Here is a 12874-nt window from a genome sequence, read left to right on the forward strand (position 1 = left end):
ACTATGTTCCCCGACGTACTTCGTTCTGCGGAGGTGGTATCGTGAGCCTCGTGGCCGACCTGATATCGATTCTGCTCAACGGGCTTCAGCAGGGGGCCATCTACATCCTCCTCGCGGTCGGTCTGTCGATCATCCTCGGGACCCTCGAGTTCGTCAACTTCGCCCACGGCGCCCTGTACATAATCGGCGCCTACGTCGGGTTGTACGTCGCACAGGGACTCGTCGTCTCCGAGGGCTACCTCGCCGAGGCCGGATTCAGCGACCTCGGACTGGGGATGGGGTTCATCGTCGGGATGATAGTGGTCGCCCTGGTCGTGTTCGTCCTCGGGTTGCTGTTCGAACGCTTCATCGCGAGGGCGTTCTACGACAGACCCGACACCGACCAGATACTGGTCACGTTCGGGCTGGCCATCATCGTCCAGGAGATCCTCCGGGTCTCGCTGGGCTCGACCAGCCAGCCGGTCAACCAGCCCACGTGGGCCTCTGGCTCGGTCCCGATTCCGGGCGTGGCCATCTCTGAGTGGCGCATCTACATCATCCTCATCACCGCGTTGCTGGTCGGTATCGTCTACGCGCTCGTCGAGTACACCGACTTCGGGCTCGTCGTCCGCGCGGGCACGATGGACGACGAGATGGTCCGGCTGCTGGGCATCAAACTCTCGCGCCCGTACATCATCGTCTTCGGTATCGGCGCCGCGCTCGCGGGGGTGGCCGGGCTCGTCGCCGGGCCGCTCTCGCCCATCAACCCGACCGCCGGGACCGACATCCTCGTCCCGGCGTTCGTCACGGTCGTCATCGGTGGCGTCGGCTCCATCCGCGGGGCCGTGGCCGCCGGCACCATCCTCGGCATCACGCAGGCGGCGCTCATCCAGACGCAGATCGGGACCTACAACCTCGCCCCCTGGTCGCAGGTCGGCATCTACGCCATCGCCGCGATCATCCTGCTGGTCCGACCGGAGGGCCTGCTCGGTGAGGAGGTGGATACCGCATGAGCGAGGATTACGAACTGCGTACGGATGGAGGGGCCGCGCCCGCCACCGGCGAGGATGCCGCGTCCGCGAACGAGACGGAGCAGGCCACCTCTCGGGTGCCCGGTCTCGGCGGTGACGAGGGCCGTATCATCGGCCTCACCGCGCTGGCCGTGCTGCTGTTCCCGTTCCTGTTCGCGGAGGCGCCCGTCATCAGCGACATCATCCAGGGGTACGCCGGACTGACGACGCTCATCCTCATCTGGGGCATCTTCGCGATGGGGTACGACCTGCTCCACGGCTTCACCGGACTGCTGTCGTTCGGACACGCCGCCTTCTGGGGTGCCGGCGGGATGGCCGCCGGCCTCCTCGTGGAGTACGCCGGCATGAACCTGCCGCTGGTACTGGTCGTCGTCGGCACCATCGTCGGCGTGCTGCTGGCGTGGCTCATCGGCTTCCTGTCCCTCCGGCGCGGTGGCATCTACTTCGCCATCCTGACGCTGGCGTTCGGACAGATGATCTACTTCACCATCTTCGGTCCCGCCGGCCCCATCACGGGCGGGGAGGACGGACTGTTGCTCACCATCGGTGACCTGTTCGGGGTCATCCCGCTGAACGCGGGCGTCCCGGTTCTGACGCCGCTGGGCTTCATCCCCTCGTGGCTCTACCTCATCGTCGGCATCTTCGTCGTCATCTCGGTGGCCGTCGCCTACCGGGTGCTCAACTCGCCGTACGGTCTCATCTTCAAGGCCATCCGCGAGAACGAGCAGCGTGCGGAGTTCGTCGGTCTGAACGTCTGGCGCTACAAGCTCATGGCGTTCGTCCTGTCGGGCGCGTTCGCCGGCTTCGCGGGCGCGCTCCACACCATCTACAACGGCGCCGCCTCCGCGAGCGCCTTCTACTGGATCGTCTCCGGCGACGTCGTCATCATGAGCATCCTCGGCGGGGTCGGCACCCTGTTCGGTGCTTTCCTCGGCGCGGGGGTCTACCTCTACATGTCGAACATCCTGGAGACGTTCGTCGGTACGCTCTGGCACGTCATGCTGGGGCTGCTGTTCGTCGTCGTCGTGTGGCTGTTCCCGGGCGGTATCTGGGGCGGCATCCGGGCGCTCCGGGACCTCATCACCGACCTCATCGGCGGTGGTGGGTCCGAGCCCGAAGCGGCGACCGACGGCGGTGAGCCCGGGGCCCGAGCCCCGGCGGACTCCAGTTCCGACGGAGGTGACGGCCAGTGAGCCTCCTCGAGACCCAGGGACTCGTCAAGCGGTTCGGCGGCGTCACCGCCACCGACCACGTCGACGTGTCCATCGAGCCCGACGAGCGCGTCAGCCTCATCGGGCCGAACGGCGCCGGCAAGTCGACCTTCATCAACCTCGTCACCCGCCGGCTGGACCCCACAGAGGGGGACATCCGGTTCAAGGGCGAGTCCATCGTGCAGAAGGAGCCACACGAGGTCGTGCAGGCTGGCGTCTCGAAGTCGTTCCAGCAGGCCTCTATCTTCCCCGACCTCTCCGTGCTCGACAACGCCCGCATCGCCGCGCTGGGCGCCGACCACGGGGCCTTCGGCTTCAACTTCCTGAAGCGGCTCGACTCCTACCCGGAGATCGACCGCATCGCGCGGACCACGCTCCAGGACGTCGGCCTCTGGGGGCAGCGCGACACCACCGCCAGCGACCTGCCGTACGGTGACAAACGCCGCCTCGAGATCGGTATCGCGCTGGCCGCCGAGCCCGACCTCCTCCTGATGGACGAGCCGACCGCCGGCATGTCCCCGGAGGAGACGAAGGCGACGGTCGACCTCATCGAGGAGGTCAAGCAGGAGCGCTCGCTCACCTACCTCCTCGTCGAGCACGACATGGAGATCGTCTTCGACATCTCCGACCGCATCATCGTCCTGAACCGGGGGAGCGTCATCGCGGAGGGGACCCCGGAGGAGATCCGCGAGGACGAGGACGTGCAGGACGCGTACCTCGGAGGTGTCGAGGCATGAGCCTGCTCGAACTCGAGGACGTGGACGCCTACTACGACGAGAGCCACATCCTCCGGGACCTGTCGATGTCCGTCGAGGAGGGCGAGATATGTGCGCTCCTCGGGCGGAACGGCGCGGGCAAGACCACCACGCTCCGCTCCGTCGCGGGCGCCACCCCGCCCACTGTTCAGGACGGGACGGTCTCCTTCCAGGGGACCGACGTGACGGGCGACCCACCCGAGGATATCGCGGCCCGCGGCATCTCCCTCGTTCCGGAGGAGCGCCGCGTGTTCTCCGACCTCAGCGTCGTCGAGAACCTCAGACTCCCGGAGGTCGCGCGCTCCTCGACCAACCGCTTCGGCCGGTCGGTCGCGACCACCCGTGAGGGGATGAGCATGGAGGAGGTGTACGAGTACTTCCCCCGACTCGACGAGCGCCGCCAGCAGCGCGCTGGGACACTCTCGGGCGGCGAGCAGCAGATGCTCGCCATCGCCCGCGCGCTCCGCCAGCCGACGGACCTGCTCCTGCTGGACGAGCCCTACGAGGGGCTCGCCCCGCAGATCATCGAGACCGTCGAGCAGGCCGTCGAGCGTATCCGCGAGGACGGCACCACCATCCTGCTGGTCGAGCAGAACGCCATCGCCGCCACGAACATCTCCGACCGCGCCTACGTCATCGACCAGGGCGAGGTGGTGTTCGAGGGGACCGGCGAGGAACTCCAGGACGACGAGGAGACCCGCCAGCGGTACCTGGGGGTGTGACAGTGGGCGACTCCACTGCCGATTCGGATGCGGACGCGGACGCGCCGACGAGCGGCGATGACCAGCCGGACCCCCCGGCGGATGCTCCCCGCGACGAGGAAGCGCTGTTCGACGCGCTCCTCGCGGCGGACGTGCTCGTGGAGGACGACGCGGGTGTCGGTGTCACGACCGAGTTCGAGGATACCCGCGACATCTATCGGGCGACCTACGGTGACGCCAGCGACGAGGAGTTCCACGCGACGCTCGGTGAACTGTTCGGGATGGAACCCGAGACGGCGGCCGAACAGGCCGCCGAACTGGGTATCACGCGAGAGGAACTGTGTACGCTGCTGTCGCTGCGGTCACACCTCGACGGCGCGACGGCGACGGAGCTCCAGCAGGCGGTCGGGATGGTCCACGCGGCCGGGCCGTCCTCGCCCGTGCCGGCGATGCTCCACGAACTCGGCGACGACGCCGACGCGTGGCTCGCCGGCCGGGACGCGGTCGTGGTCGTGATGAAGCGCGGCTGTGACCCCTGTCGGGCGCTTCGGGACGACCTCGACGATATCGTCGAGTCGGCGCCCGAGGGCACCGCGTTCGCGGGCATCGACGGCCCCGAACACCACGACTTCCTGCGAGCTCACGAGGTCGATACGGCTCCCACGTCGCTGTTCGTCCGCGACGGCGAGGTGGTCGGGCGGCTGGCTGGCTACTACGGCCCCGACCGCTTCGCCGAGGCGTTCGCCGAGCACTACTGAGTGCTGGCGAACCACGACGGCCGCTCGACCGTCGTCGCACCGACCCCTTCGTACCGGACCGCACGTACGACCGTCACCGGCCCGGTCGAGGCGTTCGCGGTGTACCGGACCCGATACCGCTCGACCAGCCCGTCGTCCCGGACGACCGCACGCACGGTCGCGTTCCGTGGGTCGGTCAGTCCGCCCGGAACGGGGAGTTCACCGGGCTGGGCCTCGCGGCCGCGCAGGATGTAGCGGGCCGTTCCGTTCACCGTCGTCCGCTCGACCACGGTGACGTCGATCGCTGCGAACAGTCGTGTGGTATCCTCGCCCGGCGCGCCCTCCAGCGCGACCCCCCGAATCCAGTAGGGCCAGGTGCCGGCGTAGCCGTCCGGCGGCTGGAAGCGGTTGTACGTGGTCCCGTTGTCCCGCGTGAGTGCGACCGCGTAGACGCTCCCGTTGCTCCAGAACGTCCCGCGGGCGGGTGGCTGGCCCAGCAGCCCGGGCCCGGCATGCCCACCGGCCCGCACGGTCGTCAGATACCGACGCTCGGCGTCCAGCCGGATGTCGACCCGAAGGACCGAGCGGGCGGTTCCGTTCGGATACCTGACGGTGTGGTTCGCGACCAGCCGGTAGCTCCGCTCGTCCAGCACCCGCCCGTGGGCGTTGCCGAGTCGGCGGGGGGCCGTGACCCCGTCGGCGTCGAGGCCCGGCGCGAGCGTGGCCCGGTCCGCCGGGACAGGGGCCGGCGTGAACGTCTCGCTCGGGGTGGAGTCGCCGGAGCCGACGAACCCACTGCATCCCGCGAGCACGAGCAGTACGGCACAGGCAACTGCCACCACCGAGCGCATCGTCCTCGCTTGGAGCGCCACCGTCTAAACCCCCGTGGCGAGGGGGGAGCGGTCTAGGGGGCATTATTAAATTCTATCCGGTCCCAGACGGTGGTGTTATGCGAAAGCCACTGCTGGTGACCGAGTTCCTCGACCGGGCACGACGGCACTACGGCGACCACGAGGCGGTGCTGGCGACCGACGGCACGCGCTATACCTACGACGAGCTGGGCGCGCGTGCCGACGGGTTCGCCGCCGTACTTCAGGAGCGAGGTATCGAGCACGGTGACCGTGTGGCGGTGCTGGACCCCAACACGCACTACCACCTGGAGGCCGCGTACGGTATCTTCCAGGCCGGGGGCATCCACACGCCGCTGAACTACCGGCTGACGCCGAACGACTACGAGTACATCCTCAACGACGCCGGCGTGGACGCCATCTACGCCGACTACGACTACGCGGACAAGATCCAGCAGGTCCGCGACGAGGTCCCCACCGAGACGTTCATCACGAACGACCCGGACGCCGTCGAGGGTGACTGGGAGTCCTTCGATGCCGTCATCGACGGGCTGGGCGCCGAGGACTACGAGCGTCCCGAGATGGAGGAGGACGAGATCTGCACCATCAACTACACCTCCGGGACGACCGGCGACCCGAAGGGTGTCTCGCGGACCCACCGCACCGAGACCATCCACGCGTACCTCATCAGCAACCATCAGGACATCTCGGACGACGATGTCTACCTGTGGACGTTACCGATGTTCCACGCCAACGGCTGGGGGCATATCTTCGCCATCACGGGTGCCGGGGCACGCCACGTCTGTACCCGTGGTATCGACGCCCAGGAGATATTCGAGACCGTCCGCAACGAGGACGTCTCGTACATGTGTGCCGCGCCGACGGTACTGAACATGCTGCTGGACTACTACGACGCCAACGACGTGGTGACCGTCGGCGACAACGACGTCCGGTGTGCGACCGCCGGGAGCGCCCCGCCGGAGGCAACCATCCGCACCATCGAGGACGAGTTCGGCTGGTACATGATGCACGTCTACGGGCTGACGGAGACGGGGCCGCTCATCACCACCAGTGACGCGCGCCGGCTGTTCGACGACGACTCCAGCGACCGCTTTTCCATCAAGAAACGACAGGGCCTGGGCTACCTCGGTACCGAGGTCCGCGTCGTCGACGACGACGGGAACGACGTGGCACAGGACGACCAGTCCATCGGCGAGGTCGTCGTGCGCGGCAATCAGGTGATGGAGAAGTACTGGAACAAGCCCGAGGCGACCGAGGAAGCGTTCAACGCCCGCATCGAGGGCTACTTCCACACCGGGGACCTCGCCACCGTGGACGAGCACGGGATGGTCGCTATCCAGGACCGCAAGAAGGACCTCATCATCTCTGGCGGGGAGAACATCTCTTCCATCGAGGTCGAGGACGCCCTCTACGACCACTCCGCGGTCTCGGAGGCCGCCGTCATTCCGGCGCCGTCGGACAAGTACGGCGAGACGGTCAAGGCGTTCGTCGTCCCGACGAACGGTGACCCCGACGACCCCGGCGTCACCGCCGACGAGCTGAAGTCGTTCACGAAGGAGCAACTCGCCTCCTACAAACGCGTCCGCAAGGTGGAGTTCGTCGACGAACTGCCGACGACGGCCACCGGGAAGGTCCAGAAGTACGAGCTCCGCGAGCGCGAGTGGGAGGAGGAGGACCGGATGGTCGGACAGGGGTAGCGCAGTCAGACGTGGTCGGCGGCCGCGTCACCCGCTTCCTCACCCGTCACCAGTACCGGACAGTCGGCATTGAGCAGAATGCGTTCGGCTGCGGGGTGTAGCTGGCGCTTGCCGGCGGGTGACCGTTCTCGGCCCGCCACACAGATGCAGTCGGCTGCCCGCTCCTGGGCCACCCGGAGGACGGCCTCGGTGGGTCGTCCCTCGACACGGACCGCCTCGACGGCGATTTCCGCGGCCGCGAACCGGTCTATCGCGTCCGCCACCGCTGGAACCGCCGTCACGTCCGTCCCCGGGTCGGCGACGTGGACCAGAGTCACCCGCACCGCCTCGGTCGCTCCGGGGAGCCCAGCCACGGTCGACACCTTCGTGACGACCTGGGCGTCGTCCGGTGCGACGGGCACGACGACGTGATACATACAGGCCTGGAGTGGACACTGGAGTAAGTCCCTTCCGACAACCGGCGATCTCCGGGCCCCCGCTGTCGTCCATCGGGTTGCGCCCGCAGGTTCAGGCCTCCTCGTCCACGTACTCGTTCGAGACGTAGACGACGAGCGCCAGCATCACGCCCAGGCCCAGCCCCATCGTCAGCATCCCGTAGGCCGCGAGCCCGGTCGCCGTCGGCTGGAACGTCACGAGCCCGAGGAAGGTGACGGGCCGGAGGCCACGGATGCCCAGCGCGCCGATGAGGAAGCCGGTGAGGCCCGCGATGCTCACGACGACGGCGTACAGGAGGAGGATGAGCCGCTTCCCGCCGAGCGTCGAGACCTCGTCGTCGGCCTCGTCCCACACCTCGTCGCCGGGCACGGCGCCCTCGCGGTTGCCTGCGCCGGCGTCGCCCTCGGGACCGTCGGTCATACACGAACTGGGCGCCTGCCGAGGATAGGGCTTTTGTCCTCGCTGTGCCAACTCCACGTATGGAAGAGAAGGACCTCCTGCTCACGATACTGGGCGGGACGGCGCTGCTGATGTTCGTCACGGGTATCGTGCTGGTGCTCACGTCGAGTGGGGCATAGAGAATCAAAACTGCTGCAGTTATCTGCCGATCTGGGATAGTATACGATACTCTCCTCGATAACTCATCTGGAGGAACTGATTACCGCACGACAGCCCAGAAGCGGAGGTTCCGCGGCACCTTCGCCATCAGTTCGCGCTGGTTGCTGGGGAGCGGGTCCTCGTCGTAGTCCTCGGGGTCATCGCTGCCGGGTTCGAGTATCCGCCGGACCTCGAATCCCCCGCGGACGGCCGCGTCGTGCAGTTCGCCGACCGTCCGGTCGAAGACGACCAGGTCCGACTCGTACTCCTCGCTGATGGGGATCGTCCGGCGCGCGTCGCCGTGGTAGCTCCGCTCCAGCGTCCCGGAATCGGGGTCGAACAGTTCGTAGAAGGGGTGGGGCAGGTCGAACACGAGGACCCCGTCGTCCCGGAGGACGCGCCGGGCCTCTGCGAAGTAGGCATCGAGGTCATCGACCATCTGGAGGACCCAGCCCGAGAAGGCGGCATCGAACGAGGCGTCGGCCAGCGGCACGTCGGTCACGTCACCCTGGACGAACTCGGCCTCGACGCCGTAGTGGTCGCGCAGCGGTCGCGCATGGTGGAGTTGCCCACCCGAGAAGTCCACGCCCACCGCTCGGGTGGCGCCCGCGGCCGCGGTCCCGACGGTCGCCTGACCGCCGCCACAGCCCAGTTCGATGAAGTCGATGTCCTCGACCGACGGCAGGAGGGCCGGCTGTTCGCCGCCGGGCGGGTCGTCGGTGAACGGGCAGGGTGCCGGCGGGAGGCTCTCGTCGGTGTCGGCGTTCCAGAGCGCCTGGAAGTCGTCGCTCCACTCGTTCCAGAGTCGCTGGTTCTCGGCTGGAGGGTCTCGCACGCCAGGGAGCGTGTCCGTTGTCGTCTTAACGGTATCTCTCCGCCTGGCGGCCCACGGGGTAGCCGGTCGGGAGTCGAGGAGCCTGTGAACGAACGGGAACCGCGGAGAGAACAGCGGAACCGGACTACTCGTCGACGCGGCGGACGGCCTTCCGGTGCCCACCGTCGGTCTTGACCTCACCGCCGTCGGCGGCGACCTCATCGTCGCCACCGTCCGCGGCCAGTTTCTGCGCCTCGAACCACTGGAACTCGCGGCCGAACATGCCGTCGTCCTTGAGGTTCCACGGGTCGGCGTCCTCGACCTCGGGACCCTCGTACCAGGACTGGACCATGTTCCAGGCCCAGACGAGCTGGCCGATGCCGATGAGGAACGCGCCCACCGTCGAGATCTGGTGGAGCGTCGTCACCTGCGCGAGCGGCGCGATGGCGCCGTCGAACTGGTAGGTGGCGTACCGGCGTGGCATGCCGAGGTAGCCCAGCACCAGGAACGCGAAGAACGTGATGTTGGTGCCGATCATCGAGAGCCAGAAGTGGATCTTCGCCAGCTTGCGCTGGTACATCCGGCCCGTGACGATGGGGAACCAGTAGTAGAGCGCGCCCATACCGGCGAAGGCGATCATCCCCATCACGACGTAGTGGAAGTGTCCGACGACGTAGTAGGTGTCGTGCAGGATGAGGTCGACGGGGACGGCAGCCAGGAAGACTCCCGTGATACCACCGATGACGAAGTTGCTGATGAACCCGATGCAGAACAGCATCGGCGCGGTGAGGCGCAGTTTGCCGTTCCACATCGTGGTAATCCAGTTGAAGGTCTTGACCGCGGATGGTATCGCGATTGCCAGCGAGACCGCCATGAACGACGCCCGGATGCGCGGGTCGATGCCCGTGCTGAACATGTGGTGGGCCCAGACGCCGAAGCTCAGGACCCCGATGGCGAGCGTCGAGTAGACGACGAACTTGAAGCCGAACAGCTTCCGGCCCGAGAACTTCGGCAGGATCCACGAGACCAGCCCCATCGGGGGCAGGACGAGGATGTACACCTCGGGGTGGCCGAAGAACCAGAACAGGTGCTGCCAGAGGATGGGCGACCCGCCCTCGACCGCGAAGAACGTCGTCGCGAAGTTCCGGTCCAGCAGCAGCATGATGAGCGCACTCCCGAGCAGCGGGAACGCGAACAGGATGAGCGCGGACTGGGTGAGTATCGTCCAGCTGAAGATGTCCAGGTTGGCCCAGTTCACGTCGTCGCCGCGCTCGGTGAAGATGGTCGCGATGAAGTTGATCGCGCCCATCGTCGCCGAGACCCCCGTCAGGTGGAGGCCCAGCAGCATCAGGTCCACGCCGGCGTTGGCCTGCTCGGCCGACAGCGGCGTGTACATCGTCCACGAGGTCTGTGCCGGGTCGATGCCGATACCGAGCGGGGCGGTGAAGAACCCGGCCCAGATGAGGATGGCGCCCGGGGGGAGCAACCAGAACGCGATGGCGTTGATGCGGGGGAACGCCATGTCGTCGGCCCCGATGAGCAGCGGGATGAAGTAGTTCGAGAACGCCGCGATGATCGGCGTCCCGAACAGGAACAGCATCGTGATGCCGTGACTCGTCAGCAGGCTGTTGTAGAACTGGGCCTGCATGATGTCGAAGCCCGGCGCCGCCAGCTCGGCACGCATCAGGAGGACGGCCGCCCCGCCCCAGAAGAACGCGATGAGCGCGTAGATGCCGTAGAGGATGCCGATGTCCTTGTGGTCGACGGTGGTGAACCATCGAACGATGCCTGCGGGTTTCTCCGCGTGCCCGCCGCCGTAGCCCGAACCGCTGATCGTACTCGCTCCCCCGAGCGGGGTGTACGAGCGCCAGTCCTCCATGCGGGCGAGGAAGCCGGCCACCGCGACCAGCAGGACCCCCATGAGGACGGTCAGCGCGAGCTGTTCTCCTGCCATGGTCAACGGTGAGGACTGCGTCGTTAGAAAGGTTGCGTTCCCGACGCGACGTGCACGCCGTCTCGCGATTCCGTACTCCCAGCTCGGGGGCGGCAGCGGCGGTTCGAACGGGCCCGGCTGTCGAGGGAGGTGACCGCGGGGCTGATATCAGGCGTGCGATTCGTCGTGTGCCTCGTCCGCCGGCGTCTCGGGATTCGCCTCCTCGTTCGCGCCCGCCTCCTCGCTCAGTTCGAGGCCCTGCTCCTCCAGCTCCTGCTCCGCCTCGGAGACGGCCTTCCCGGAGACGTACGTCAGGAACGCCAGAGCGACGAACGGGACGATGAGGAGACTGAGCTGGATGGCGGTGTTGACCGGACTCGAACCGAACGGGTTTATCAGCACGAACACGACCACGAAGAAGAGGATCATGCCGAGCGGGATGGCGTTGACCACGAGGTCGAGCAGGGTCTCGCGGTCGAACGTCTTCGCCTCCGATTCGCTTGCCATACTGGTGGGTTCCCGGGGACGAACTACAACCTTTCCTTTCGCCGCGGGGCGGTTCCCCGCACACGCTCGCTGCGCTCAGGCCGGGAAGGCCTCGGTGCCGCCGCCGCTCCCCATCGCCGAGACGACGACCGCACCGACCGTGGCGATGAGGCCGGCGCCGACCACCGAGAACCCGCGGAGCACGATTCCGTCGGCCTGTTCGACGGCGGTCAGGATGGGGCCGACCGCCAGCGGGACCTGCGTGGCTACCATCCAGACCCCGACGGCGACCAGCGCGACCCCGAGCGCGCCGGCCAGCCGCCACGGCCGGTCGGTGTAGCCGGCCTCGTGTGTGATGCCGGCCACGCTGGCGACAAACAGCACGAGGCCGCCCACGGCGAGCGGGTAGACGCCCATGAAGACCCCGACCTCCGAGACTGTCAGTCCGAGCGCCACGACCAGCGGCCACGCGCTCACCCGCGTCGGCCCGTCCTCGGTGCCGTCCGGGGTCGGGCGTGGGTCGGGGGCGTCGGTGGACCGTGGCTCGGGCGCGTCGTCGACATCCGTACCGGTGAAGGCCGACGATTCCTGCGACGAACGCTCGTCCATACGGTGTCGAGGGACGCGGTGCTCAAATGGCCGTCGGTAGCCGTCGGGAGGAAGTATCGAGGAACAACGAGCGGTTGGTGACGGTTCAGCCGACGAAGTGATCGGTGACGGTTCAGCCGAGGACGATGGCGCCCGCGTACAGCACCACGACGAGGAAGACCCAGACCACGTCGACGAAGTGCCAGTACATCGAGACCGTCGAGACCGAGGTGTCGTGTCCGGCGTCGTACTGGCCGTACAGCGCACGGACGAAGACGATGCCCAGCAGGACCGCGCCCAGGCTGACGTGGAGGCCGTGCAGCCCCGTCAGGCCGTAGAACGCGGAGGCGTAGGCGCCCTCGGTGATGGTGAAGCCCTCGTGCACGATGAACTCGTAGTACTCGTAGACCTGCCCGCCGATGAAGACGACACCCAGCAGGAGCGTCACGCCGAGCAGGCGGATGAACTGCTTGCGCTTGCCCTTGTGGAGCGCGATGTGGGCGTAGTGGAGCGTGATCGAGGAGATGACCAGGATGATGGTGTTGATGATGACGAGGCTCCCCAGGATGTTCCCGCTCTCGACGAGATGTGGGAGGTTGTCCCAGGCCGACGTGCGGATGAAGAAGTAGTAGACGAAGCCGGCACCGAAGGTCGCGACCTCGCTCCCGAGGAACAGCACCATCGCGAACTTCAGGCCGCGGCTGTGTCCCTCTCCGTCCCAGTAGGCCTTGACGAAGGCGTGGTAGACCCAGCCGTACAGACCGGCCAGGAAGACGAAGGTGCTCGCGACGAAGAACGCGGGCCCGACAGCGATACCGAGGAGGTCGGTTCGCGTGGCGATGACGTACAACGATGCGCCGATGTAGAAGCCCGCCGCGCCGAGTGCGGTGATGAACGGCCACCAGGAGGCCTCGCCGAACCCCTTGGGCCAGTCCTCCACCGCCGGCAGGTGGTGACCGTGGCCCCCATCGTGGCCGTGGTCCTCCGCTTCTTCGATTGCCATACTGTGTCGTCACCGTTGGACTCACAAAAACGCATCCA

At 67.3% G+C, this 12874-nt stretch carries 14 protein-coding genes; 6 read left to right on the top strand and 8 right to left on the bottom strand.

Annotated features, from left to right (window positions below; all coding sequences use genetic code 11):
* Positions 1-41 precede the first annotated feature (41 nt).
* Genes NL115_RS16845 through NL115_RS16865 form a run of 5 tightly spaced genes read left to right on the top strand, consistent with a single transcriptional unit; the run spans position 42 to position 4435 of the window.
* Positions 42-992 carry a branched-chain amino acid ABC transporter permease gene (locus NL115_RS16845; protein ID WP_254822085.1) on the top strand — a complete coding sequence of 317 codons (951 nt, stop codon included), beginning with the start codon at positions 42-44 and terminating at the stop codon, positions 990-992.
* Positions 989-2203, top strand: coding sequence for a branched-chain amino acid ABC transporter permease (locus NL115_RS16850; RefSeq protein ID WP_254830491.1), 1215 nt, complete (start codon positions 989-991; stop codon positions 2201-2203). The genes NL115_RS16845 and NL115_RS16850 overlap by 4 nt, the downstream gene beginning before the upstream one ends.
* Complete coding sequence (locus NL115_RS16855; RefSeq protein ID WP_254822087.1) at positions 2200-2958, top strand: ABC transporter ATP-binding protein; 759 nt, start codon at positions 2200-2202, stop codon at positions 2956-2958. Before NL115_RS16850 ends, NL115_RS16855 begins: the two co-directional genes overlap by 4 nt.
* Positions 2955-3698 (top strand): ABC transporter ATP-binding protein, encoded by a 744-nt coding sequence (locus tag NL115_RS16860; RefSeq protein WP_254830492.1) that lies wholly within the window; start codon positions 2955-2957, stop codon positions 3696-3698. The genes NL115_RS16855 and NL115_RS16860 overlap by 4 nt, the downstream gene beginning before the upstream one ends.
* Before the next feature lie 2 nt (positions 3699-3700).
* On the top strand, positions 3701-4435 hold the full coding sequence (locus tag NL115_RS16865) for a thioredoxin family protein (protein WP_254830493.1): 735 nt from the start codon (positions 3701-3703) through the stop codon (positions 4433-4435).
* Here NL115_RS16865 and NL115_RS16870 read toward each other — a convergent pair.
* Complete coding sequence (locus NL115_RS16870; protein WP_254830494.1) at positions 4429-5265, bottom strand: DUF7537 family lipoprotein; 837 nt, start codon at positions 5263-5265, stop codon at positions 4429-4431. The two genes, NL115_RS16865 and NL115_RS16870, sit on opposite strands and share 7 nt — an antisense overlap.
* A gap of 98 nt (positions 5266-5363) precedes the next feature.
* On the opposite strand from NL115_RS16870, the gene NL115_RS16875 reads away from it, so the two are divergent.
* Positions 5364-6980, top strand: a complete 1617-nt coding sequence (locus tag NL115_RS16875; RefSeq protein ID WP_254830495.1) for a long-chain-fatty-acid--CoA ligase — start codon at positions 5364-5366, stop codon at positions 6978-6980.
* Between the two features lie 5 nt (positions 6981-6985).
* Here the strand turns inward: NL115_RS16875 and NL115_RS16880 are convergent, their stop codons facing one another.
* The 7 genes from NL115_RS16880 to NL115_RS16910 form a co-directional block, all read right to left on the bottom strand.
* Entirely contained in the window at positions 6986-7396 is a 411-nt protein-coding gene (locus NL115_RS16880) for a universal stress protein (protein ID WP_254830496.1), read from the bottom strand.
* Between the two features lie 91 nt (positions 7397-7487).
* Positions 7488-7835, bottom strand: coding sequence for a DUF7520 family protein (locus NL115_RS16885; protein ID WP_254830497.1), 348 nt, complete (start codon positions 7833-7835; stop codon positions 7488-7490).
* Positions 7836-8073: 238 nt separating this feature from the next.
* Complete coding sequence (locus NL115_RS16890; RefSeq protein WP_254830498.1) at positions 8074-8847, bottom strand: class I SAM-dependent methyltransferase; 774 nt, start codon at positions 8845-8847, stop codon at positions 8074-8076.
* Between the two features lie 124 nt (positions 8848-8971).
* Complete coding sequence (gene ctaD / locus NL115_RS16895; protein WP_254830499.1) at positions 8972-10780, bottom strand: cytochrome c oxidase subunit I; 1809 nt, start codon at positions 10778-10780, stop codon at positions 8972-8974.
* 147 nt (positions 10781-10927) lie between these two features.
* A complete protein-coding gene (locus NL115_RS16900; RefSeq protein ID WP_254830500.1) occupies positions 10928-11266 on the bottom strand; it encodes a DUF6684 family protein in 339 nt (112 codons plus the stop codon).
* Positions 11267-11341: 75 nt separating this feature from the next.
* On the bottom strand, positions 11342-11854 hold the full coding sequence (locus tag NL115_RS16905; protein ID WP_254830501.1) for a DUF7541 family protein: 513 nt from the start codon (positions 11852-11854) through the stop codon (positions 11342-11344).
* A 112-nt stretch (positions 11855-11966) separates the two neighbouring features.
* A complete protein-coding gene (locus NL115_RS16910) occupies positions 11967-12836 on the bottom strand; it encodes a cytochrome c oxidase subunit 3 (protein ID WP_254830502.1) in 870 nt (289 codons plus the stop codon).
* Positions 12837-12874 lie beyond the last annotated feature (38 nt).

The organism is Haloglomus salinum (assembly GCF_024298825.1).
GTDB lineage: Archaea > Halobacteriota > Halobacteria > Halobacteriales > Haloarculaceae > Haloglomus > Haloglomus salinum.